This is a genomic window from Pedobacter soli, assembly GCF_900101435.1.
Lineage (GTDB): Bacteria > Bacteroidota > Bacteroidia > Sphingobacteriales > Sphingobacteriaceae > Pedobacter > Pedobacter soli.
Genome location: NZ_FMZH01000001.1, coordinates 896,147 through 918,729 on the forward strand (window position 1 = coordinate 896,147; position 22,583 = coordinate 918,729).

The following is a 22,583-nucleotide window of genomic DNA, read 5'->3' on the forward strand; positions in this document are numbered from 1 at the left end:
TAAAAACCTGACCTCCCTGAACATGAATTAAAAATCAGTTTTACAACAACCCACGTTTTTTAAGCATAGGCTTAATATCAGGATTATGCCCCCTGAAATTGAAAAACATTTTACCCAAATCTTCGGTATTTCCTTTAGATAAAATCAGATCACGAAACCGCTGACCATTTGCCCTCGTTAAACCACCGTTTTCCTGAAACCACGAGTAAGCATCGTTCTCCAGCATTGAAGTCCAGCTGTAGGCGTAATAACCGGCTGCATAACCATTACTCCAGATGTGTAGAAAATAACTCGAACGGTAACGCGGTGGAACATAAGATAAATTGAGGTTGGTTTTCTTTAAAGCATCGGCTTCAAACTGATCTACATCCTGTAAAGGCGAGCCAGCCGGAAGTGTATGCCATTGCATATCTAAATCAGCTGCTGCTAAAGCCTCTGTAAAAATATACCCCTGGTTAAACGAGCTTGCTTTTTTAATCTTATCTAATAATGCTTGCGGCATTTGTACACCAGTTTGATAGTGAAGGGCATAGTTTTTCAATATTTTCGGATCAGAAGCCCAGTGCTCGTTAAACTGAGATGGGAATTCAACATAATCGCGGGCGACATTGGTACCTGAAAGGCTTGGATATTGCTGATTGGCGAATAAACCATGTAAACCATGCCCAAATTCATGGAACATAGTAGTCACATCATCAAAACTAATCAGGGCTGGCTTTCCGGCTTCAGGTTTTGTAAAATTGCAGACATTGTAAATTACCGGAATGGTGCCAAATAATTTAGACTGAGGTACCAGGTTATCCATCCACGCACCACCATCCTTGTTATCGCGTTTGAAGTAATCACAGTAAAACAAGCCCAACTGCTTACCATCTTTGTCCATCACATCAAACACACGTACATCTTCCTGATAAACAGGTAAATCTTTACGTTCTTTAAAGGTAATACCATACAGTTGGCTTGCCGCATAAAACACACCATTAATGAGTACCTTATTTAATTCGAAATAAGGCTTAACTTCATTTTCGTCTAAATCGTATTTTGCCTTACGCACCTGCTCGGCATAAAAATCCCAATCCCAGGGTTCTAATTTAAAACCGCCCTTTTGCTGATCGATTACGGCTTGTATATCTGCCGCTTCGCTTTTTGCTTTCGCAGTAGCGGCCGGAATAACCTTACTAAAAAAATCTTCGACCGCTTCTGGTGTCTTAGCCATCTGATTTTGCAATTTCCAGGCTGCATAGTTTTTAAAACCTAATAAGGCCGCCTACGTAGAACGGATTTGTGCTATCCTGGAAATGATTTTACGGGTATCATTTGCATCGCCTTTTTCTGCCCTGTTCCAAGATTTATTAAAAAGTTCTTCTCTTTTCGCGCGATCGGTCATCGATTGCAGTTCGGGTTGCTGAGTGGTATTTTTTAAACCTTTACCTGCGGCCTGCAACTGTGCGGTAAACTTAGCGCTTAAGGTAGCTTCTTCTTTATTCAGCTCTTTCAGTTTGTTTTTATCTGCATCTGATAACTTCGCGCCAGCCAGTTCAAATTTCTGGTAATAATATTCCAATAAACGCAAAGATTCGGCATCCAGTTTAAGTTGATCCTTCTGCTTAAATAGACTTTCTACTCGTTTAAAAAGTTTGGTATTTAAGTAAATGGCATCGGTATTTGCGGTTAACTTAGGCGCTTCCTCCTCTTTAACCTTTTGCAATTCGGGGTTGGTATTGGCACCTGTTAACAAGGTAAAAACCATATTTACACGACTCAGCAACTGACCGCTTTTCTCCAGCGCCAGAATGGTATTTTCAAAACTTGGTGCTTCGGGTTGATCAGCAATCTTTTGGATTTCTTCCATTTGCTGCTTCATTCCTTCTTCAAGCGCAGGCTTAAAATCACCGTTTTTAATTTTATCGAATGCCGGAGCCTGAAAGGGAAGTTCGCTGGCCTTAAAAAAGGGATTGGCTGACGAAAAGCTTTCGCTACTGGTTTCGCCGTTTTTAGGATTATTACAGGCACCTAAAATGGCTAAAAAAGTCAGCATGGGTAAATAAGATACTTTTTTCATGAATATTTAAAAGTTTAGTATCCATAAAAATAATAAATTATCGGCTGCAATTTTAAATAAACAAAACCTGCTTGAAACAAAAAAGCCATTCCGGTTAAGAAATAGCTTTAAAATTTTAGCGGTAACGAACTTGCTGCTGCTTATCCATCATCCCCATCTGATCTTTCATCTGCTTAATCTGATCGGCCAGTAATTTATTTTTATCTGCCTTTTTAGCTTCGGCCAGATACATGGTTGCTTCGCGTTTATTGCGTTTTGCCATTGCAATACCTGCTAAACTCAATTTAGCCAGGGCAACGTTATGATCCATTTGCATACCTAAGCTTAATGCAGCTTTAAAATATTTTTCCGATTTCATTGGTGCAGTCCTGCTTTCAATTAAACCGATTAGTAAGTTATAATAACCATGTTGTACTCTAATTAACTGACTTTCGTAATTGGTAATGCGATCTAAAAACTGTTTTGCTTTAGGCATATTATCTTTTCTTAAAAACCATTGTGCCAAAAGCATGTTTTCATTAAAGAAATAAGTTACCAATACAATTATTCCCAATAAAATGGCAACAATGCCCCAAGGCCAGAAGCCGAAAACAAATAAAGCTATTGCACCTCCCAATAAAGCAAACCCCGCAATTAATCTGATAATATTTGGCATAAATTCTATTCTAATTATTTTTTTGCAAATATCGTGTTTAAATGGCAGAATTTAGATTTTAAAACAATAATTTCATTAAAAATTTCAAAGACTTAAAAAACCAGCTCAATACTATGAAAATCATCCTTTCTATCACACTAATTATACTTGCCATGAATGTTTCTGCTCAAGAAGTCAATAAAAAAATCCACGATTCAGTTCACAATAAAGATATCCTGATCAATGCCTGTACCCGCGAAGGGGTTACTACCTTCCCCGAGTTTAAGGAAATGTACGATCCGCTATATAAAGCTTATGTGCCAGATGCAGCAACCATGATCGAACTGAAAAAACTAATCAAAAACGAAAAGATTAAAATTGTTTTCGGCACCTGGTGTGGTGATAGCAAAGTAAATGTGCCTAATTTCTTAAAAGTGCTTGATGATTTACACTTTAAACAAAAAAATGTAGAATTTATAGCAGTTGATGGCAACAAAAAAGCAGAAAACGGCATATTAGACGGCTTAGAAATTTTAAGGGTACCAACTTTTATTGTTTACGATAAAAAAGGTAAAGAGCTAGGACGAATTATTGAGGGGCCTAAAGCCACACTGGAAGCTGATTTACTAGCGATTTACCAAAAGAAACCATAGTTGAGGTTTGTTAGATAATGGTTGATAGCTGATAGCTTAACTTCACTATTAACCATGAACCATTTTACATTACACATTTTACCTACACAAAAATATGTCAGCAGCATTAGAACCGGGATGGTTAGCCGTATTAGAAGAAGAATTTGAGAAAGACTACATGATTAAGCTGAAGTCTTTTTTGCAGGAAGAAAAGCAGAGAGGTGCTACTGTTTATCCGAAAGGTGCAGATATATTTAACGCGCTAAATACAACTCCTTTTGATGAGGTAAAGGTAGTCATTCTGGGTCAGGATCCTTATCATGGCGTAGGTCAGGCGCACGGACTTTCCTTTTCTGTACAGCGCGGCATTGCAGTACCGCCTTCATTAAAAAACATTTACAAGGAGTTAGAAACCGACATACCCGGATTTAAAGCGCCAAATCATGGCCATTTAACACACTGGGCAGAACAAGGTGTGTTGCTCCTTAATGCAACCTTGACTGTGCGCGCATCTGAAGCAGGATCGCACCAAAACCGGGGCTGGGAGATTTTTACTGATGAAATTATAAAAGCCTTATCGCAAAAACGTGAGCATTTAGTCTTTTTGTTGTGGGGCAGATATGCTCAGCAAAAAGCAGCGTTAATTGATCAGAAAAAGCACTACGTGCTTACCGCAGCACACCCCTCGCCTTTTTCGGCTTATAATGGCTTTTTCGGATCAAAACATTTTTCGAAAGCAAACCAGTTATTGGTACAAAATAACCTGAAACCAATTGACTGGAACTTGCCAGCATAATGAATACTTATTTTATTAGCGGCTTAGGTGCCGATAAGCGGATTTTTTCGAAGCTAAAGCTCAGCGAAAAGATAAACATCATTCATATCGATTGGATAAACCCTAAGAAAAATGAAACACTTGAAGCTTACGCCCAACGGTTGAGCCGGATTATAGATACCAGCCAACCTTTTGCTTTAGTAGGTGTTTCTTTTGGAGGAATGATTGCCGTTGAAATTGCAAAAATTTTAGCGCCTACCACAACAGTTATCATTTCCAGTACAATGCTTAGCAAGCAATTGCCCCGGCTTTACCGTTTAGCTGGAAAATTAGGCTTATTGAAACTGATTCCGGCCAAAATCTTAAAATCTTCTAATAAGCTTACCCAAAACTACTATTTCGGTACCCGATCAGGTAGTGAGAAAATATTATTGAGCAAAATTATAAAGGATACCGACCCTTATTTTTTAAAATGGGCCATAGGCAGTATACTCGGCTGGAAAAATAACATTAAACCAGAACGGATTTATCATATTCACGGTACAAATGATAAAATATTATACAGCAAAACAGCAAAGCCCGATTTTGTAATCGAAAACGGAACCCACTTTATGGTTTATCAAAATGCAGTTGAAATATCAGGAATTATTGATAAATTAGTATTGCGTCTTACTCCCTAGATGGCTCAACATATTTAGTTAGTCATCAGAAAAAATCATCCCATTAAATATTTATTAACCTAATAGTTTGATTTTTATGATGAATAAAACTTTTCTCGACAATTTAGAATACAAAGTTACAGGAGCCTGTATAGAAGTGCATAAAATACTGGGACCATGTTTATTGGAAAGTGTTTATCAAAAATGTTTAATGCGAGAATTGGAGCTGCAATGTATAAGCTTTAAAGCAGAACATTCAATTTTACTTTCATATAAAGATGTAGTGTTAGACACCTCTCTTCGGGCAGATTTAGTTATTGAAAACTGTATGGTATTGGAGCTAAAGTCAGTTGAAAGCATACTTCCTATCCACGAAGCGCAAATTTTAACCTACATGAAATTATTAAAAGCACCTAAAGGGCTACTCATAAATTTTAACTCAACAAATATCGTGCAACACGGTAAGCGGAGTTTTGTAAGTGAGTTTATGTATGACTTTTAATTTATTTCAACTCCTATTGCAATAACATTTCTTACCACCTTAGACAACTAAGACATGTTAGAACCTGATCTAATACTTGCTTAGATGCCCTAAGGTGTCTTAGGTGGTGCAATAATAGACGGTAACATTATAGTCCTTACCACCTTAGACAACTAAGAACACGTTAGAACATGGTCTTATATCGCCTTAGATGCACTAAGGTGTCTTAGGTGGTGTAATAATATGCATGGAGGAACAACCTTTAAATAATTCTTACCACCTTAGACAACTAAGAACACGTTAGAACCTAGCCTTATACTTGCTTAGATGCACTAAGATGTCTTAGGTGGTGTAATGATATGCATGGAGGAACAACCTTTAAATAATTCTTACCACCTTAGACAACTAAGAACGCGTTAGAACCTGGTCTTATATTTTCTTAGATGCACTAAGGTGTCTTAGGTGGTGCAATATTTTAGTATTCCAAAGGCACAATTGGCTCTTTCTTGGTCGTCGACATAATCATCATCGTCTGGAAGGTCTTAACCACCGAAATTTTACTGATCTTATCCATAATCAACCTTTCGTAAGCCTTAATGTCCTTCACATAAACCTTCAATAAAAAATCGGCCTGACCAGTAACGTGGTGACATTCCGTAATTTCTTTAATCTGATTTACTTCATCCAAAAAGATCTGAATGGTATTGTTTTTATGAAAATCGAGCTGAATCTGAATAAAGGTTTTAATCCCTAAACCCAGTTTTTCCTCATCAACCAAAGCATGGTAACTTTTAATATATCCAGCCATTTCCAGCTTGCGTACGCGCTCTAAAGTTGGTGCAGGCGATAAACCAATTTCTTGTGATAGAAGTAAGTTGGTAATTCTTCCGTTCTCTTGAAGGATTCTTAAAATTTTAAAATCAATTTTATCTAATTCAGATGCCATAAGGTGTTAAAGGTATTTGAGAACACAAACATAACCAAATTATATTCTAAATTTTAACATAATTTATCATATATATTTTAAATAAAAATTTTTAGATTTACCTAAAAATTTAATTAGATAAATATAAATGCAAAGTTACACCGAGGAGAACTATTTAAAGATCATTTATCACCTTGCTGAGAAGACCACTAACGTACAAACAAACGCCATTGCAGAGCAAATGCAAACAAAACCAGCCTCGGTTACGGATATGATAAAAAAGCTGGCAGATAAAGGTTTGGTAGATTATGTTAAATACCAGGGGGTTACTTTAACCGAAACAGGCAGGAATGCTGCAATCGATATTGTACGAAAACACCGCTTGTGGGAAGTTTTCCTGGTTGATAAATTAAATTTTAAATGGGACGAGGTGCATGATGTAGCCGAAGAACTGGAACACATCAGATCGATAGAACTGATAGAAAGACTAGATGAATTTTTGGGTTTTCCGAAAGCAGACCCACATGGCGACCCGATCCCCGATAAAAACGGCCGCTTTGCCAAAACCCAGTTTATTAAATTAATTGAGCTGAAAGTTGGCGATACCGGTACAATAACAGGCGTTAGTCAGCATAGCTCGGCTTTTTTAAAACATTTAGAGAAACTAGGCCTAACCCTGGGCAAAAAAATAAAAATCAGCGATGTTACCGATTTCGATGGTTCAGTAGAAATCCAGTTAGCAGATAAACAAGTTAATATTAGCAGAGAAGTTGCAAAACACATTTTAATAAGCAGTAATGGTAAAAACTGAATCGTTAAGTGAAGTTCATCAAAGCGTAAATACCGATAAAAGAAAAGGCTGGAGAAAAATTTTATCGTTTATTGGTCCGGCCTACCTCATTAGTGTAGGTTACATGGACCCCGGAAACTGGGCAACAGATTTAGCCGGTGGTAGTAAATTTGGTTATCAGCTAATATGGGTTTTGCTCATGTCGAACCTCATTGCCCTCCTTTTGCAATCGCTAAGTGCACGTTTGGGTATTGTACGCGGGCTCGATTTAGCACAGGCATCAAAACAAGCTTATGCACGCTGGGCGAACATTCCATTATTTGCATTGGCCCAAACCGCAATCATTGCCTGCGATCTGGCCGAAATTATCGGTATGGCCATTGGTTTACAACTCCTTTTCGGTTTGCCTTTAATCTGGGGCATTTCTATTACCATATTCGACACCATGTTGCTGCTTTTCCTGCTCAACAAGGGCATGCGCGCTATGGAAGGTTTTATCGTATCGATGGTGTTTATTGTAGGCATTTCGTTTTTAGTGGAGATGTTCATCGTAGAACCATCGTTAAAGGAAGTTGCCAGAGGTTTTGAACCTTCTATATTAACTGGCGATGCCTTGTACATTGCCATTGGGATTATTGGTGCCACAGTAATGCCGCACAACCTGTACCTCCATTCTTCGCTTGTACAAACACGCAAAATAGAGCGCAGCAACAAAGGCATTAAAGAAGCCTTGAAATTTAACCTGATTGATACCACAGTTGCGTTAAACCTTGCTTTTTTTGTAAATGCAGCCATCCTCATTTTAGCGGCAGCTGCTTTTTATAAAAATGGATTACACGAAGTTGCCGAAATACAGGATGCCCATAAACTGCTATCGAATATTTTTGGGAATGTTGCCCCAACCCTATTTGCCATTGCATTAATTGCAGCTGGACAAAGCTCTACCGTAACCGGAACTTTAGCCGGACAAATCATTATGGAGGGACACATTAACTTACGTATCCAGCCCTGGTTGCGCAGGCTAATTACCCGTTTGCTGGCTATTATCCCGGCTTTTTTCACGATCTTACATTATGGTGAAGATGCTTTAGGAGGATTGCTGGTATTGAGTCAGGTGGTTTTAAGTTTACAGCTTGGTTTTGCCATCATCCCGCTTATTCACTTTACCTCTGATAAGAAACAGATGAAAGATTTTGCCATTAAACCCTGGGTAAAAGTATTGGCATGGGCCAGTGCATTGGTAATTATCGCACTCAATGTAAAGCTGGTAATAGAAGAGATTGGAGGCTGGGCAAAAGAAGCCAATAACTGGTGGATTTACGTAATTGTGATTCCAGCTTTAATTCTTGTTGTATTGCTTTTGTTATACGTTTTCTTTCATCCGATGATTGAAAGTAAAAGAAATGCAAGCAAACAACTGGTACCACATGGCAATGCACTTGACATCGGTAAAATTGAAAAAATCAGCTATAAACGCATCGGTATTGCGGTCGATTTTTCTAAAAACGATAGAAATACCATCAGACATGCCTTAATTCAGGGAGGGAAAGATGCGCATTACTATTTAATCCATGTAGTTGAAACCGCTGCCGCCCGTTATCTCGGCAAAGAAGTAATGGACCACGAAACCCAAAGTGATGCGGCAAACCTGGATAAATATGTTGCTAACCTGGGCGATTTGGGCTACGATGCAACTCCATTTATTGGTTTTGGGAGCACAGCAAAAGCCATAGCCAATATCAGCAACGAAAACGAAATGGAATTACTGGTTATGGGTGCCCACGGACATAAAGGCCTTAAAGACCTAATCTTTGGTACAACCGTAGATTCGGTGAGGCATAAGGTAAAAATACCGGTATTGATTATCAGGTAGTTTCAGCTATGCTCATCATTAGCCGGTTAAAGTACAATTAACCACAGATAAAAAGGATAGACACAGATATACCAGACTTTGTTTATCCAGGCAATTTTATCTGTGTAAATCTGCGGCTAAAACCGGGGTTATTTACCTACTACCTTCATCATTTTTTTAATACCACCATCGCCTGACTCATATAACAACAACTTGCCTGCCGATGAGTATAAATACATGGCTGGATATTGTTTAGGCAAAAAGGTTGGAATAAACATGCGTTTTTTATCTTGCAACACCAATACGTTCGGCTTAGTATTTAAACCTTTAGCATACGAATTGAAAAACTGAGGGATAATATAGCCTTCATCCATGGTAATCATGTAAATGTTTACATCTTTAAATTTGGCGTAATTGGTATTCAACTCCTTGCTTTCTCTCTGGCAGTGCTCACAGGTACAATCGAATAAAATGAAAAGATTTTTCTTTCCTTGTTTAATATCGCCGTTTGAAAAAGCTTTTCCATCCAATTTATAAAAGGTAAACTGAGGCAGTAAAGTAGGCTGTTGTGCTTTTACCTGAAAAGTAATGGCGAGTAATAAGATTAAAAGTAAATTCCTGAATTTCATTTTAGATAGTTAAAGTCCAAACTTAAACGAATAAATGCGAACATAATAATATATCGTTAGCTTTTACAAACAGATGAAGATTTTTAATGGCCATTATGGGTTGCCTGGCTTTAAAAAGCAGTAAACATTTTGAAAGCGAAAGTCTGTTTTCCATCGCATCTGCAGCCCCGCCATCCGCTTTACTCCGTTGCACTCCGTGTTCGCTGCTGTCGGGCTTAGGAACAGCGGTTGGTATGTAGATGAAAGGTTTTTAGGTTCCTTGCACTAGCCAGAGTTAAATAAACCCGATCCGATAGCTATCGGATGGAACGGATGCCAATTTCCTTCAAATTGGCAGGAGGGAAAGCGGGACTGAAGATGCCAAAAGAGATAGCCGTACATTTCCAAATCACACCTCATTACCAAAAACAGTCAAGTTTAAATGTACAAATCGCTATAAAAACTTGACTTCTTTAAACTTTTAAAACCAAAATGAAGTCAGGTTTGAATGTACAAATCGCTATAAAACCTGACTTCTTTAAACTGTACAATTAAAAATTAAATTATCACATCAATTTTTAAGATATTTGCAACCCCGAAACTATACTTTATATACAATTGTATAATTATAGCAATAACCTATACTTTATAAAATTTTGAAAAACGATATCAATATAAAAAATAAAAGAGCCTATTTCGATTACAATCTGATAGATAAATACGTAGCCGGAATTGCCCTTTTAGGTACTGAAATAAAAGCGATCAGACAAGGGAAAGCCAATATGACCGATGCCTTTTGCACGTTTATTGGTGGCATTTTGTATGTGCGTAACCTCCACGTTTCTGAATATAGCCACAGTTCTTTTTATCACCACGATATTAAACGCGACCGGGCATTATTACTACAAAAGAAAGAGCTCAGAAAATTGAGAGTAAAGGGAGAAGAAAAAGGCTACACCATTGTTCCTTTGCGTATTTTTATTAACGAAAGGGGTTTCGCCAAAATGGAAATTGCCCTGGCGCAAGGTAAAAAGGAATTCGACAAGCGCGATAGCATTAAAGATAGAGATACCAAACGCGAATTGGATAGAGCATTGAAGAGATAGTTTGGAGTTGGCAGTATTTAGTTGGGAGTCTAGACTCAGATAAACTGTTGTTAAAAATGGCTGGAAGTTTTTAATTGATGGGGTTGTAACTCAACACTCCGAACTAAAAACTCCAAACTCACCTACCATGCCTGATCGCCTACCAGGGGCACAAACCTGAAAGTATCCAATACAATTTTTTCGTAATCGGTTTCACTTACGCGGATTACAGTTACCATTTTCTGCGTTTTCTCGTCGCCTACCGGAATAACCAGAATTCCACCAATTTTTAACTGTTTCAATAAGATTTCTGGAACCAGTGGTGCACCTGCAGTAACAATTATTTTATCGTAAGGCGAATGTTCAGCAATACCTTTTGAGCCATCGCCACAATAAAAGGTAGGTTTATAACCCATTCCCGGTAAAACCTGAATGGTTCTGTTGTAAATATTTTCCTGTCTTTCAATCGTATAAACCTTTGCACCAAGCTCCATTAAAATGCAGGTTTGGTAGCCAGAACCGGTACCAATTTCGAGCACTTTATCGTCTTTTTTAATGTGCAGTAATTCGCTCTGATAAGCTACCGTATAAGGTTGCGAAATGGTTTGTCCATCACCAATCGGAAAAGCAATGTCTTTATAAGCCTGGTTCCAGAAGGTTTCGTCGAAAAAGAAATGGCGCGGTACTTTGCCAATGGCTTTTAATACGCTTTCATCTTCAATTCCGCGAGATCTTAACAACTCGACCAATTTTTTTCTAGCTCCCCGCTCCCGATAATTATCAACAAATTTATACGCCATGAAGTTTCAAAATTAGCCTTTTTAAACCGTGTTACAAGAGCATTATAGAATTTAGCTTACGATTAACGAGTGAATACCTGTGTTTGAGAAGGATACATTATCCACATAAAATTACTGATTTTTCTGGATTAAAGCATGAGTGGTGGATTGAATGATTGAATTGTATAATCTCAATCATTCAAAATCACTTAGTAAGGATCAACATCAATCTGCGTAAAAATGCCTTTAAATTCTTTGGTGGCATTAAATTCTGTTAATGTTTCGCGCAGGGCATCTTTAACTTTCTGGATAGCAGTATGCTTGTCGGCTTTAATGATAATCTGTTTGATGTAAAGATTACGCACACGGGTAACCAATGGCTGCTCTGGTCCCAAAACCCTTTTACCAAATTTAGCTTTAAGAATATTGGCCAGCGTTAATGCAGCATGATCCAACACATGCGAATCTTTATGTTTAATGTACAGGAAAATCATCCTCGAAAATGGCGGATATAAAAACTTTTCGCGTTCTACAATCTCATCATTATACATCCCTTCGTAATCGTTGTTTACTACCTGCTTTATAATGCGGTTCTCGGCATCATAAGTCTGGATGCAAACATTACCCTGGTCTGCCCTTCGGCCTGCCCTACCGGCAACCTGTGCCAGCAGCTGAAAACTACGCTCGTAAGCCCTGAAATCGGGATAACCTAAAAGTGTGTCGGCATTAATTACCCCAATCAGACTCAGGTTATCAAAATCCAATCCTTTGGCCACCATTTGTGTACCAATCAGAATATCAGTTTTCTTTTCCTGAAAATCGTTTAAAATTTGCTGCAAACCATTTTTGGTACGTGTGCTGTCCATATCCAGACGGGCAATAGTAACCTCTGGATACAGCAATCTCAGCTCCTCTTCAATACGTTCAGTACCAAATCCTTTTTGCTCTACATGCACCGAACCACAGGCCGGGCAAATGTTTACGCTGCTTTGCTGGTAACCACAATAATGGCAATGCAATTTACCGCTGCTTTTATGGTAAGTTAAACTCACATCGCAGTTTACACATTTAGGCGTATAACCACAGGTGGCGCAAATGAGAATGGTGGCATATCCCCTCCTGTTCTGAAACAGCACAATCTGTTCTTTTTTAGAAAGTGCCAGATCGATATCTTTAATGAGCACACTCGAAAAATACGAACTCATCGTTTTTTTCTTGGTTTCTTCCGAAATGCTGACCACTTGCTGATTGGGTAATTGTACCCCACCAAAACGCTCTTTCATTTCTACCAAACCATATTTACCCTGTAAGGCATTGTAATAACTTTCGAGTGATGGTGTAGCAGAGCCCAATATCACTTTTGCCTGATGCAAATAACCTAAGTAAATGGCCGCATCCCGAGCCTGATAACGTGGCGCCGGATCATATTGTTTATAAGAAGGTTCGTGCTCTTCATCCACCACAATTAATTTAAGGTGCTGAAAAGGCAAAAAGACAGCCGAACGTGCTCCGAGTACAACCTTGTAAGCACCAGTTCTTACTTTATTCCAGATTTCGACCCTTTCGTTATTATTAAATTTAGAGTGGTACACCCCTATCGAATTGCCGAAATAACGTTTAATCCGCTCTACAATTTGGGTGGTTAAAGCAATCTCAGGCAACAGGAATAACACCTGACCATCGGTATTTTGAATAATTTCTTCTATCAGCTTAATGTACACCTGTGTTTTACCCGAGGCGGTAACACCATGCAACAGTACCACCTCTTTTTCTTCAAAGTGACGGTTAATCTGCGTTAAAGCCTGCTGCTGACCTTCGTTCAGCTCAAAATTAACGTTAAATGCTTCATCGTGACTTGCAAGCCGGCTAACCGGTCGCTTCATCACCACAAAAATATCTTTATCGGTAAGGGCTTTTAACGCCGCAGGTCCGCAATTACTTTCTTCTAAAAGTTGTTCTTTAGATACAGGTAAATTAGATTTTTGCAATTTAAGGTAAGCCAGTAAAGCGTCTAATTGCTTAGGTGCCCGGTCTAAAACATTAAAAAGCTGTTTGAGGTTTTCTTCGTCACTGTAAAAATCATTCAGCACTACGAACGATTTAAGCAATGGTTTATATTTCTGTACCACCTCTTCTGCCACCAGTACCAGCATTTTATCTAACAGCTGGTTAATGATCGGATACACCGTTTTTTGCCCCAACAGTTTAGAAACATCGTTTACTGTCAGTTTCTCCTGTTTTTTAAGGGCTGCAATAATTACTTCCTCTTTATCAGTCAGCGCCGTTTCTTCGTCATAATCATCGCGGAGGATCAGAATGGTTTCACTGGCGAGTTTTAAACTTGCAGGCAAAGCTGCAGCCATTACATCGCCCTCATTACACATGTAATAATTGGTCATCCAGGTCCAGAACTTTAGCTGGGTAGGCGTTATTACAGGTTCGTTATCAATTACATCAATAATATATTTGGCTTCATAAACCGTAGGCGGAACAGTGGTTATGCCACTAATTAAAGCAGTATAAATGCGGTGTTTCCCAAATTGAACCACCACACGTTTCCCGATGGCAATCTGCTCATTAAGATCAAAAGGTACACGATAAGTATAGTTTTTTGCCAGAGATAAGGGCAAAATAACTTCAACAAAAAGTGTTTCTCTTTCTGTAAATATATCGTTTTCGTAAGTATTCATTATTTATCTTTAAATGCCGCAAAAAAGAGCATTATCCATCCCAGCACAAATAAAAGTCCACCAATTGGGGTTAACGGGCCAATAAATTCAGTAAAACCTAAGTGCGATATACTCCTCGTTGCCATTAAATACAGGGAGCCCGAAAAAAGCACAATCCCGAAAGTAAAGCAGAAATAAGCAATATTGATGAGTTTATTGCGGTAACGCGCAAAGGTAGACAGATATAGCAGCGCGAAAGTGTGATAAAACTGATAATCAACGCCTTTTTGCCAGATCTCAAGTGAAGGTGCATCGATCAAAGCTTTTAAGCCATGAGCGCCAAAGGCACCCAACAGAACAGCAACAACACCAAAAAAAGAAGCAGTAAGGATTATTCGTTTATTCATAGTTCTTTGCTATAAGCAATCGCTAAATTAATAAATTGACAAAGAACTTCTCACTAATCAATGTAATAAATTAAATTTGTTGCACAGCAGATGAAAAAGATCATAATTCTAACAAGCGCTTTATTTTTAGGTGTAGCCCTAATGGCTTACCTCTATTTTTCGAGATTAGGGATTGAAAATAATGCAAAAGATTTGGCCCTGCAATCGGCCACCAATAATGCAGCGCTGGTATTTTCATTTCAGAACGATAAGGGCTTTTATAATATTATGGAGGGTCAGCAACTGATTCAACAGGTTTTGGGTCAGGATAAAATGAACCTGCTCAACCAGTTAAAAAAAAGTATCATCGACGATAACGCACTCAACAAATTCATTAAAGATCAGCAAATTTACATTAGCGTATTGCCTGATACGAATAAGACCTTAAACTTTCTGATCACCATTCAGATTTCGCCCGAAAACGACATTAAAAAGTTTTACGATCAGTTAAAATCGAAAAAGGCAATTGGCCAAACCTCAAAAGATATTTACAGCATTAAAGTAAATGATAGCCTCTCGGTTTATATGGGGGTACAAAACCAAGTGATAACGGTATCTACTTCGCTAAAACTGATTAAAGATGCAAGCATCCGCTTAAGCGAAAATCCTTTTACTGAGTTTATTAAAGAAAATAATCATCAGATTAAAAATGTGCTGGCGCATGTTTACATTAACTTTAACCAGGCCCCGCTATTGCTCAAAAGCATTATTGCCGGTAATATTAATGGCGAAATTGCTGTATTTGATAAACAAAACAGTTATGCCATCCTCAGTTACAATTTCAGTAAAGAAAAAATCCTGTTTAACGGAAATACGCTGCTAAAAGACCCCAACAATTACCTTAAATTGTTCGAAAACACACCTGCACAAAATACGACCATACAAAATATTTTACCCGATAATACAGCCAGTTATGTACTGTATGCCTTTGATGATTACACCAAATGGTCGGCAAAGTTAAGTACCTGGCAAGAGCAAAATAAAACTTTTGAGCAGGCCGGTAGCGTAATCCAACGCATTAAAGATCAGTACAGGGTTGATTTGAATACGGTTTTTCCGGCTTACGCCAAAAATCAATTTGTAACCTTTCAATTGAGTACAACCGAAAAACTGGGTGCAATTGCCTTGAGCAATGGTGAAAAGGTACGGCAGCTGCTACTGGAAGTAAGTGCAGATTACAATGAAGACATTAAGATTTTTAAATCAGCCGATATTTTATTCAGCTATTTCGGCGAGCCTTTTAAAAAATTCGGAAGGCCCTATTACACCATCATTGATAATAATTTAATTGTAGCCAATAACGCGAGTACCATCCAGGTATTTTTGAACAATTACAAAAATAACAGGCTTTTAATACAAACCCCCGAATATTTAGATGCGGTAAACCAGATTTCGAACACTTCGAATGTGAGTTATTACATCAACACCAAAAATTCGACGGGTATTTTCAAGGATAACATCCAACAACCTTTTTACAAACATTTAAGGGCTGATAGTGGTTTAAAAAGTTTCGATACTTTTTGTTATCAGATGAGTGCCGATCGCGACAAATTTATTACCAACTTACTCTTAAACAAATATTTAAAACCAGAAATACCAGATTCACTAAGCAACCGTTAATAAAAAGAACCGTCCCCAAGAACTAATTTACATGAAGAAACTTTTACTTACGTTACTGGCAGTAGCTGGTATCGGGGTAGCAAATGCTCAGCAATATGCGCTTTTTGGCTCAAAAACGATGTTTGATGCATTCGAAAACCCCTCTCAGAAATCGTTCACTTTAGATTCGTCACGAAAATTTTCTTCCAACTTCTTCCTGCCCTATTTTGGCACCAATGCCATTAATAAAGGGAGCTCTAAATATGTGATCCGCAAATTAACACAAGAGGGCACCTGGGATACTGAAGGGTTACCTTTGGGCACTGGTGAGGTTAACCATTTCTTCGAAAACAGCAATATTTATGTTGCTGCGTTCCGCCTTTTTAAATCGTATAAATACCAGAAAGAAATGGGCTTTGCCTGGCAAATCAGATCGGATGCCCATATCGATTATACCAACGAAACACTGGCTATTTTCGATTCGTATGAACGCTTTACGCCGGGCAGAGAATACACTGGTATATTCGATACTAAGGGATATCAGCAAACTTACCACCAGTTTAGCTTTACTTACCGCGAAAATTGGGATAAACGCCTTGCATTTGGCTTAAAAGCCAGTTTATTGAGTGGTATGGTTTATAACAAACTGGATATTAAGGATTCTTATCTCTATATTGATCCGGATGCATCGGCCATGCTGATTGGCTTGAGAGGTACTTATTCAGCTAATTTTTCTGATTTTAACGAAGTAGATAAAAAAACGTTCTTTCCTAATTTTAAAAACCCAGGCTTATCATTAGGTTTTGGCACTAACTATACCACAAAAAAAGGATTGTTTTTAATGGCCAATATTAAAGACCTCGGTTTTATCTGGTGGCGTAGCAATACACACAGAAATACGGTAGATCAATCGAAAATAATCGAAGACCTCGAGAACAACCAGTCCAATACCAATCAGGAAATTGAAGACATCTTTCTATTATCAGAACAAAGCAAAAAGTTTCTGGCACCTACAAATGCCAAAATTGATGTATTTGTATCTAAACGTTATGGCTTCTATAAACCAGCTTTAGCAGTTTCGAAGAATTTGTTTTACAAAGGCGGCGATATCGCTTTTGTAAATACTTTTATAGCCAACGATTTTTCGGCCAGTGTTACGCCTTTATACAATTTGAACCAGGTATTTATGGTTGGCGCACAAGTAAAATACCAGACCCCAAATTTCGAATTATTTTTAGGCACGGATAATTTGGTTGCCACCAGCTTTCAAACTATTGGTACAATCAGAAATGATGCTACCGTAGGAAGCGGGCCAAATGGGGCATCGTTTTATATGGGTGTAGGCATTAAATTCGGGAATGTGGTTAACCACCCGCAATTTAGCGATGTTATGCCTGGCATTAACGATAATGAAGGCGGAAGTTTCTTTAAAAGCTTATTCTCGATCTTTAAAAGAAGGTAATTAAGGCTGTACCTGTTGTTTTTTAGATTGGGTAACTACGAAGTCCTTCAGGTAAAAAGGCTCGAAATAAGCCACATCCTCGAAGTTTTTTTGCTGGAATGCTGTTTCTGCCAATGCTGACATATATTTTGCAGCATTAAAATTAGCAGTATTGAACAAGGCATTTTGGTGCGTTAAAACGGCTGCACATTTTGCTGCGCCATCGCCCAGGAAAGTAATTTGTTCTGTGGCCAGCAAATCAGCAAAACTGGTTTCGTCGATAATTTTGGCCTCAGTTGGTAAAAGTACATTCAAATTGTTGTCAAAAACTGAAGTATAAACTTCCATACGGCGCGCATCAATCATCGAACAAATTAGCCCGATATATCCTGGGTTTTCTGACTGGAAACCTGTTGCCATCATTTTTAGCGTTTCGATGGCAATTAGAGGCTTATCCAGGGCGTAACATAAACCTTTCGCAGTAGAAACTCCTATACGCAAACCCGTGTAAGATCCGGGGCCTTTACTTACCGCAATGGCATCGAGCTCGTTGTAGTTAACACCGGCACTTTTTAATACTTCATCAATAAACAGGGTGAGCTTACTGGCATGCAGATTTTGCCCGCTTTCTTCTTTCACTGAAACTGTTTTCCCATCAACCGATAAAGCAACTGAACAAACCGCTGTAGCTGTTTCTATTTGAAGTATTTTAGCCATGCTGCAAAGATAAGTTTTTTAGTCAGAAGTGCGGAGTCAGTTTGCAGTTACCAGTTCGCGGTTTTCAATTGGATTATGCTATAAACTAATCACCAATACTCAATAACCAATTATCAATAAGATCGTACGATGAGAAGAACTAATCGCATAATTCAGTTTGCAATTGTCAGTTTTCAGTTTGGATTCTACTATAAACTATGAGCTATTGACTAATGAACTAATGACTAATGAACAACTAAACACTACGGTACTGGATCATGCCCGTGTTTACCCCAGGGATGACATCGGCCAATTCTTTTTAGTGCCATCCAGCCACCTTTAAAGGGCCCGTATTTTTTAATGGCTTCTACCCCATATTGCGAACAGGTTGGTGTAAACCTGCAATTTGCGCCCAACATAGGCGAAATAGCATATTGGTACACTTTTATCAAGCCTAAAAAGAACCAACCAAACAGTTTATTGATGAACTTCATTGGGCTGAATTAAGTTTTGGAATCGCTTAAATGTAGCAATGAGTTTTTTCTCGATAAAAGGAAATGCATACTTATCTTTCCCTACAAATTGAATGGAAAATAACAGCAATCCCTTATCAGTTGGTAATGGCAGGTATAACTGGCTTTGTTTGTTAAGGCGATAAGCCTCTCGGATACGGCGTTTAAGCAAGTTGCGGTCAACTGCGCGCTTATATCTTTTTTTTGGAACATTGATCACTACCTGCGCCGGTACATCGGCTGGCTGATCGATAAAAAGATAGGAAACCCGAAAAGGGTATAATAAAAAAGAAGAACCGTTTTTAAACAACAGGTCTAAATGTTTCCTGCTGCATAACCGTTCTTCTTTTCTGAATGTGTACATATATTTTGATTGATAACTGCAGATTTTGATCTGCCAATTCCGGTTTTACGGAAAAGCAATCAAAAATTATGCTTTATGCTTGCGTTCGTCAGAAACTGTTAATCTTTTTCTTCCTTTAGCACGACGTGATGCTAATACTCGTCTGCCGTTAGCTGTTGCCATTCTTTCGCGGAAGCCGTGTTTGTTTCTTCTCTTTCTTTGCGAAGGTTGGTATGTTCTTTTCATGACTGTATATTATCTATTGTAAAATTAAGAGGTGCAAATATAAAGCGATTTCTCTACAAATGCAAGAGTGATTAATTATTATTTTTTCTATTTAGCTGCAAATGTAATAATTCTTTTGAAAAACGGGCTGTATCTCTTCTTATAATCACTAAAAGATCGTTGCATTAGCTTCGGACACCTAAAATCCTTCTTTTAAAAATTAGCAGAGCCAAAGCCAATAGAGCAGAAATTCCCAAATAAGTTTTCATTCGCACAATAGATTGACATAGATTATCTCCTGTTATTTTGGAAATGCAATCACTGCCACCATCCGTTTCATATTTTAAGCTCACCATGGTATTTATAATACCAAATGCAAAAAGAAAGAGTCCAAATATGCTAGCGCCCAAAAGAATACGGTAGTATATTTTATTCACTATTTTATCTTTTAAACTTATCTCTTACAATCCCAAAGCTGTCTTCAATTTTGCATAACCTGTTTTGCTCACAGGCAGCCAGATGTCTGATTTTAGCAGCACGACATAGCTATCTTTTTCTTTAAGTTCAATTTTGGTTACCTGCGCCAGGTTAATGATGTACGAGCGGTGTATACGGATAAACTGACTTGCATCGAGCGTTTGCTCAAAATAAGCCATGGTTTTATTCTTATAGTAAACACCTTCAATGGTGCTGAGTTTTACATAGTCATCGTCGGCCTCCAGGTAGTTTATATCGGCCACCGGGATAATTTTAATTACTCCATCTTTTTTAACCACTACCCTATTGTTTTGTGCGGGGCTTAGTGCAGCTGCATCTAAAACAGCTTCGGTATTTTCAGTCTGGTTTAACTTGGCAGGTATTTTTTTAACCGCAGCGTCAAAACGGGTTTTATCGATTGGCTTAAGCAGATAATCTACAGCATTTACTTCAAAAGCTTTAATGGCATACTCGTCAAAAGCAGTTGTAAATATTACAGCAGGTTTATCTTCAACCAGCTCGAGCATTTCGAAACCACTGATTTTTGGCATCTGTATATCCAGAAAAATCAGATCGGGTTTGTGTTGGGTAATCGCTTTTAAACCTTCAAAACCATCTCCACATTCGGCAACAATCTCTATTTCAGCATGATCGGAAAGATAGAATTTTACAATATCTCTAGCTAAAGGTTCATCATCAATTAGTATTGTTCTGATCATTTTTTTGTGGAATTTTTAGGGTGGTAATATATAAATTATTTGCCTCAATATCGGTCTGTAACAGATGGGTATTCGCAAATAACAGATATAACCTCCGTTTAATGGCACTTAAACCAAAACCTGTGCCCCCGGCAGCCTTCATTTCAGGATCGAAAGGATTTTGTACACGTAGCGACAGTAAATTCTGATCAACAGTAACATCAATCTTAATGGTAATACCGGCAGAGGTATTGTATAGCCCGAACTTAATGGCATTTTCTACAATTGGCTGCAATAAGGTACCCGGCAGGCAAAGATTCAGGGTATCTTCAGCTACATTTACCTCTATGTTTAACCGGTGGCTAAACCTTACTTTCTCAATATCAAGGTACAATTGAATGTACTCCATTTCTTCTTCGACAGAAACCCACAATTCATCGTCGCGTTTCAGTGTACCGCGTAAAAAGGCTGCCAGTTTGGTAATCATTACACCAGCTTCTTTAGGATTAACCATTGTTAGCGCAAAAACTGAGTTTAAACTATTGAAAAGGAAATGCGGCTGTAACTGGTGCCTTAACTTATTTAACTCGGCCTCTTTGGCCAGGTTTTTAGCTGCCGACAGTCTTTCGTGTGTTTCTGATTGCTCCTCTAAACGGTACCATAAAATATTAGCCAGCGCACACCAGCCTAAACACATAAAGGAGATTAAGCCACGAAAAGCGAAAGAAAAATTATAAAAGTCTTTGTATTCTGTGTAATCGGCGAAGATGTACAGCAAAGAATATTTTGCGGCATAAATAATTACAAAGGTGAGTGCAATAGTAATAATGAGCACATACAGGATCCGCTCATTTTTGGGCTGATAATAGCCCAGCATATTGCTGATTCCGACACAGGCCAGCGCCAATAAAATATTATTAATGAGGCTATCTGTAATCGCGATCCACCACGAAAAATTTACGACATAATGCAATCCGACAGCACACAATATCACCCAAACTACCGCAAAGGAGAGTGATGTTTTTTGTATCTGTGGAACGGATAATGGTCTAGTTGTCAAAACAGTTTTTGATTAGTTAATGATTGATTGCGGTGTTTAAGCGCTTCGAGGTATTGATCAACCGATTCCGGCTCAACAATACTCGAACTAACCTCCGCACCATCAGCAGGTTCTTCTACTGCTGATATTCCCCCTACCCCGATAAACCTCCACACCACTTTTTCTCCTTTACAGTTATCAAAGGGTGGGTTAAAATTTACTGCATTTAATCTGGCCTTATCGAGGGCCTCCATTTGCCCAACAGCCTGTATTAAACGCGTTTGCTCGTTAAATTGCGGCGCATGTTTTCCGTCGCCACAAATTACCTGATAAATACAATTTACAGCAAACCACTTCATAGGCAAATGATTTTATATCACATTAAAAACTTTTAATCTCTATTCCTCCAAATAAGGCTGTACCATTTAAAATCAGCGTTTTCTGCATTTCGCTTATCGGCATGGTATGGGCACGTTTATCTTCAACACTACCAAATAGTGCGGTTACATTCGATTTGATGGCCCAGTTTGGCGGCACAATTAATTTAATGCCACCAAATACGGCGGTTACATCAAGTGAAACAGTTTCCGAAAAATCGGCCTGGGTCATTACAATATCAGCGCCACCAAAAACGGCAGTAATATCGCCACCTTGAAAATTTTTAGAGTAAACAGTTTGATGACTACCACCAAAAACCGCCATCACATCTATAATATCGTTATTATTTGCTGTTTTATCATAACCAAAGGTGGTAGAATCGATCTTATCATTTTTGCGCCTGCCAAACAAGCCGCCATCTTTAAATGAGTTTTTAGGCCTGAAGATCAAAAAGCCCCCAACTATTACCAAGCCTGCTCCTAAGGCATATTTCGAGAAATCGAAATCGAGCCCCATGTTATCGAGGGTATTGTAAGCTCCGATTAATACTAAGATCAACCAGCCTATGCCTCTGAAGTTGCGGCGTGCCCCGATAAAAAGGCCCAGCACGATTAAAAAATTAGACCAGCTAATGATCCAGTTTGGAATATCGAACCCTATATTATCCAGTAAAAAAGCTAGTCCGATTACCACTATGATTACGCCACTCCAAACCCGTCCTGAGTTTTTAATATGGCTATTTTCGTTTATATTGAGATTTTCCATTGTGTCCTGTTAT

General features: G+C 38.4%; 24 protein-coding genes and 1 pseudogene. 9 read left to right on the forward strand and 16 right to left on the reverse strand.

Annotated features, from left to right (window positions below; all coding sequences use genetic code 11):
* Positions 1-40: 40 nt before the first annotated feature.
* From BLR37_RS25560 to BLR37_RS03670, 3 genes and pseudogenes are all read right to left on the reverse strand, one after another.
* Positions 41-1,255: pseudogene (locus BLR37_RS25560) on the reverse strand (M3 family metallopeptidase); the annotation flags it as partial.
* A gap of 12 nt (positions 1,256-1,267) precedes the next feature.
* The gene (locus tag BLR37_RS25565; RefSeq protein WP_244154584.1) at positions 1,268-2,062 is read right to left on the reverse strand and encodes a hypothetical protein; all 795 of its coding nucleotides are present in this window, start codon (positions 2,060-2,062) and stop codon (positions 1,268-1,270) included.
* 115 nt (positions 2,063-2,177) lie between these two features.
* On the reverse strand, positions 2,178-2,717 hold the full coding sequence (locus BLR37_RS03670) for a YgaP family membrane protein (RefSeq protein ID WP_039476229.1): 540 nt from the start codon (positions 2,715-2,717) through the stop codon (positions 2,178-2,180).
* Positions 2,718-2,830: 113 nt separating this feature from the next.
* On the opposite strand from BLR37_RS03670, the gene BLR37_RS03675 reads away from it, so the two are divergent.
* The 4 genes from BLR37_RS03675 (at position 2,831) to BLR37_RS03690 (ending at position 5,264) form a co-directional block, all read left to right on the forward strand.
* Positions 2,831-3,349 (forward strand): thioredoxin family protein, encoded by a 519-nt coding sequence (locus BLR37_RS03675; protein WP_090764641.1) that lies wholly within the window; start codon positions 2,831-2,833, stop codon positions 3,347-3,349.
* 94 nt (positions 3,350-3,443) lie between these two features.
* Entirely contained in the window at positions 3,444-4,124 is a 681-nt protein-coding gene (ung, locus tag BLR37_RS03680) for a uracil-DNA glycosylase (protein WP_090764643.1), read from the forward strand.
* Complete coding sequence (locus tag BLR37_RS03685) at positions 4,124-4,783, forward strand: alpha/beta hydrolase (RefSeq protein WP_090764648.1); 660 nt, start codon at positions 4,124-4,126, stop codon at positions 4,781-4,783. The genes ung and BLR37_RS03685 overlap by 1 nt, the downstream gene beginning before the upstream one ends.
* 76 nt (positions 4,784-4,859) lie before the next feature.
* Positions 4,860-5,264, forward strand: coding sequence for a GxxExxY protein (locus BLR37_RS03690; protein ID WP_244154585.1), 405 nt, complete (start codon positions 4,860-4,862; stop codon positions 5,262-5,264).
* 454 nt (positions 5,265-5,718) lie between these two features.
* On the opposite strand, the gene BLR37_RS03695 is transcribed toward BLR37_RS03690, so the two are convergent.
* Positions 5,719-6,189 carry an Lrp/AsnC family transcriptional regulator gene (locus BLR37_RS03695; protein WP_025142637.1) on the reverse strand — a complete coding sequence of 157 codons (471 nt, stop codon included), beginning with the start codon at positions 6,187-6,189 and terminating at the stop codon, positions 5,719-5,721.
* 127 nt (positions 6,190-6,316) lie between these two features.
* Here BLR37_RS03695 and BLR37_RS03700 point away from each other — a divergent pair, with 127 nt between their 5' ends.
* Positions 6,317-6,979, forward strand: coding sequence for a metal-dependent transcriptional regulator (locus tag BLR37_RS03700; protein ID WP_090764650.1), 663 nt, complete (start codon positions 6,317-6,319; stop codon positions 6,977-6,979).
* On the forward strand, positions 6,966-8,831 hold the full coding sequence (locus tag BLR37_RS03705; protein ID WP_090764652.1) for an Nramp family divalent metal transporter: 1,866 nt from the start codon (positions 6,966-6,968) through the stop codon (positions 8,829-8,831). Before BLR37_RS03700 ends, BLR37_RS03705 begins: the two co-directional genes overlap by 14 nt.
* A gap of 128 nt (positions 8,832-8,959) precedes the next feature.
* Here the strand turns inward: BLR37_RS03705 and BLR37_RS03710 are convergent, their stop codons facing one another.
* On the reverse strand, positions 8,960-9,439 hold the full coding sequence (locus BLR37_RS03710; RefSeq protein WP_090764655.1) for a TlpA family protein disulfide reductase: 480 nt from the start codon (positions 9,437-9,439) through the stop codon (positions 8,960-8,962).
* Positions 9,440-10,074: 635 nt separating this feature from the next.
* Here BLR37_RS03710 and smpB point away from each other — a divergent pair.
* Positions 10,075-10,524 (forward strand): SsrA-binding protein, encoded by a 450-nt coding sequence (gene smpB, locus BLR37_RS03715; RefSeq protein WP_039476253.1) that lies wholly within the window; start codon positions 10,075-10,077, stop codon positions 10,522-10,524.
* A gap of 122 nt (positions 10,525-10,646) precedes the next feature.
* Here smpB and BLR37_RS03720 read toward each other — a convergent pair whose 3' ends face one another.
* The 3 genes from BLR37_RS03720 to BLR37_RS03730 form a co-directional block, all read right to left on the reverse strand.
* The gene (locus BLR37_RS03720; RefSeq protein ID WP_090764658.1) at positions 10,647-11,303 is read right to left on the reverse strand and encodes a protein-L-isoaspartate(D-aspartate) O-methyltransferase; all 657 of its coding nucleotides are present in this window, start codon (positions 11,301-11,303) and stop codon (positions 10,647-10,649) included.
* A gap of 188 nt (positions 11,304-11,491) precedes the next feature.
* Positions 11,492-13,972 (reverse strand): replication restart helicase PriA, encoded by a 2,481-nt coding sequence (gene priA / locus BLR37_RS03725; RefSeq protein ID WP_090764661.1) that lies wholly within the window; start codon positions 13,970-13,972, stop codon positions 11,492-11,494.
* Positions 13,972-14,358, reverse strand: coding sequence for a DUF423 domain-containing protein (locus BLR37_RS03730; protein WP_090764663.1), 387 nt, complete (start codon positions 14,356-14,358; stop codon positions 13,972-13,974). Before BLR37_RS03730 ends, priA begins: the two co-directional genes overlap by 1 nt.
* 90 nt (positions 14,359-14,448) lie before the next feature.
* Between BLR37_RS03730 and BLR37_RS03735 the strand changes: the two genes are divergently transcribed.
* A complete protein-coding gene (locus BLR37_RS03735) occupies positions 14,449-16,017 on the forward strand; it encodes a hypothetical protein (protein WP_090764666.1) in 1,569 nt (522 codons plus the stop codon).
* A gap of 31 nt (positions 16,018-16,048) precedes the next feature.
* Positions 16,049-17,458, forward strand: a complete 1,410-nt coding sequence (locus tag BLR37_RS03740) for a DUF5723 family protein (RefSeq protein ID WP_090764669.1) — start codon at positions 16,049-16,051, stop codon at positions 17,456-17,458.
* On the opposite strand, the gene tsaB is transcribed toward BLR37_RS03740, so the two are convergent.
* From tsaB to BLR37_RS03780, 8 genes are all read right to left on the reverse strand, one after another.
* Positions 17,459-18,154 (reverse strand): tRNA (adenosine(37)-N6)-threonylcarbamoyltransferase complex dimerization subunit type 1 TsaB, encoded by a 696-nt coding sequence (gene tsaB / locus BLR37_RS03745; protein ID WP_090764672.1) that lies wholly within the window; start codon positions 18,152-18,154, stop codon positions 17,459-17,461.
* Positions 18,155-18,396: 242 nt separating this feature from the next.
* Complete coding sequence (gene yidD, locus BLR37_RS03750; RefSeq protein WP_039476271.1) at positions 18,397-18,627, reverse strand: membrane protein insertion efficiency factor YidD; 231 nt, start codon at positions 18,625-18,627, stop codon at positions 18,397-18,399.
* Positions 18,611-19,009 carry a ribonuclease P protein component gene (locus tag BLR37_RS03755; protein WP_090764675.1) on the reverse strand — a complete coding sequence of 133 codons (399 nt, stop codon included), beginning with the start codon at positions 19,007-19,009 and terminating at the stop codon, positions 18,611-18,613. Before BLR37_RS03755 ends, yidD begins: the two co-directional genes overlap by 17 nt.
* A gap of 66 nt (positions 19,010-19,075) precedes the next feature.
* Positions 19,076-19,234, reverse strand: a complete 159-nt coding sequence (gene rpmH / locus BLR37_RS03760; protein WP_010601723.1) for a 50S ribosomal protein L34 — start codon at positions 19,232-19,234, stop codon at positions 19,076-19,078.
* Positions 19,235-19,674: 440 nt separating this feature from the next.
* The gene (locus tag BLR37_RS03765; protein ID WP_090764679.1) at positions 19,675-20,409 is read right to left on the reverse strand and encodes a LytR/AlgR family response regulator transcription factor; all 735 of its coding nucleotides are present in this window, start codon (positions 20,407-20,409) and stop codon (positions 19,675-19,677) included.
* A complete protein-coding gene (locus BLR37_RS03770) occupies positions 20,387-21,448 on the reverse strand; it encodes a sensor histidine kinase (protein WP_244154586.1) in 1,062 nt (353 codons plus the stop codon). The genes BLR37_RS03765 and BLR37_RS03770 overlap by 23 nt, the downstream gene beginning before the upstream one ends.
* Positions 21,445-21,786: a DUF4288 domain-containing protein gene (locus tag BLR37_RS03775; RefSeq protein WP_090764682.1), complete on the reverse strand. Its 342-nt coding sequence runs from the start codon at positions 21,784-21,786 to the stop codon at positions 21,445-21,447. Before BLR37_RS03775 ends, BLR37_RS03770 begins: the two co-directional genes overlap by 4 nt.
* Before the next feature lie 22 nt (positions 21,787-21,808).
* The gene (locus tag BLR37_RS03780) at positions 21,809-22,570 is read right to left on the reverse strand and encodes a LiaF transmembrane domain-containing protein (protein WP_090764685.1); all 762 of its coding nucleotides are present in this window, start codon (positions 22,568-22,570) and stop codon (positions 21,809-21,811) included.
* Between the last annotated feature and the right edge of the window lie 13 nt (positions 22,571-22,583).

Bases quoted from the DNA above. Each gene is read 5' to 3' on its own strand.
- BLR37_RS25565 (WP_244154584.1), bottom strand. From the start codon at position 2,062: ATGAAAAAAGTATCTTATTTACCCATGCTGACTTTTTTAGCCATTTTA.
- BLR37_RS03670 (WP_039476229.1), bottom strand. From the start codon at position 2,717: ATGCCAAATATTATCAGATTAATTGCGGGGTTTGCTTTATTGGGAGGT.
- BLR37_RS03675 (WP_090764641.1), top strand. From the start codon at position 2,831: ATGAAAATCATCCTTTCTATCACACTAATTATACTTGCCATGAATGTT.
- ung (WP_090764643.1), top strand. From the start codon at position 3,444: ATGTCAGCAGCATTAGAACCGGGATGGTTAGCCGTATTAGAAGAAGAA.
- BLR37_RS03685 (WP_090764648.1), top strand. From the start codon at position 4,124: ATGAATACTTATTTTATTAGCGGCTTAGGTGCCGATAAGCGGATTTTT.
- BLR37_RS03690 (WP_244154585.1), top strand. From the start codon at position 4,860: ATGATGAATAAAACTTTTCTCGACAATTTAGAATACAAAGTTACAGGA.
- BLR37_RS03695 (WP_025142637.1), bottom strand. From the start codon at position 6,189: ATGGCATCTGAATTAGATAAAATTGATTTTAAAATTTTAAGAATCCTT.
- BLR37_RS03700 (WP_090764650.1), top strand. From the start codon at position 6,317: ATGCAAAGTTACACCGAGGAGAACTATTTAAAGATCATTTATCACCTT.
- BLR37_RS03705 (WP_090764652.1), top strand. From the start codon at position 6,966: ATGGTAAAAACTGAATCGTTAAGTGAAGTTCATCAAAGCGTAAATACC.
- BLR37_RS03710 (WP_090764655.1), bottom strand. From the start codon at position 9,439: ATGAAATTCAGGAATTTACTTTTAATCTTATTACTCGCCATTACTTTT.
- BLR37_RS03720 (WP_090764658.1), bottom strand. From the start codon at position 11,303: ATGGCGTATAAATTTGTTGATAATTATCGGGAGCGGGGAGCTAGAAAA.
- priA (WP_090764661.1), bottom strand. From the start codon at position 13,972: ATGAATACTTACGAAAACGATATATTTACAGAAAGAGAAACACTTTTT.
- BLR37_RS03730 (WP_090764663.1), bottom strand. From the start codon at position 14,358: ATGAATAAACGAATAATCCTTACTGCTTCTTTTTTTGGTGTTGTTGCT.
- BLR37_RS03735 (WP_090764666.1), top strand. From the start codon at position 14,449: ATGAAAAAGATCATAATTCTAACAAGCGCTTTATTTTTAGGTGTAGCC.
- BLR37_RS03740 (WP_090764669.1), top strand. From the start codon at position 16,049: ATGAAGAAACTTTTACTTACGTTACTGGCAGTAGCTGGTATCGGGGTA.
- tsaB (WP_090764672.1), bottom strand. From the start codon at position 18,154: ATGGCTAAAATACTTCAAATAGAAACAGCTACAGCGGTTTGTTCAGTT.
- yidD (WP_039476271.1), bottom strand. From the start codon at position 18,627: ATGAAGTTCATCAATAAACTGTTTGGTTGGTTCTTTTTAGGCTTGATA.
- BLR37_RS03755 (WP_090764675.1), bottom strand. From the start codon at position 19,009: ATGTACACATTCAGAAAAGAAGAACGGTTATGCAGCAGGAAACATTTA.
- rpmH (WP_010601723.1), bottom strand. From the start codon at position 19,234: ATGAAAAGAACATACCAACCTTCGCAAAGAAAGAGAAGAAACAAACAC.
- BLR37_RS03765 (WP_090764679.1), bottom strand. From the start codon at position 20,409: ATGATCAGAACAATACTAATTGATGATGAACCTTTAGCTAGAGATATT.
- BLR37_RS03775 (WP_090764682.1), bottom strand. From the start codon at position 21,786: ATGAAGTGGTTTGCTGTAAATTGTATTTATCAGGTAATTTGTGGCGAC.
- BLR37_RS03780 (WP_090764685.1), bottom strand. From the start codon at position 22,570: ATGGAAAATCTCAATATAAACGAAAATAGCCATATTAAAAACTCAGGA.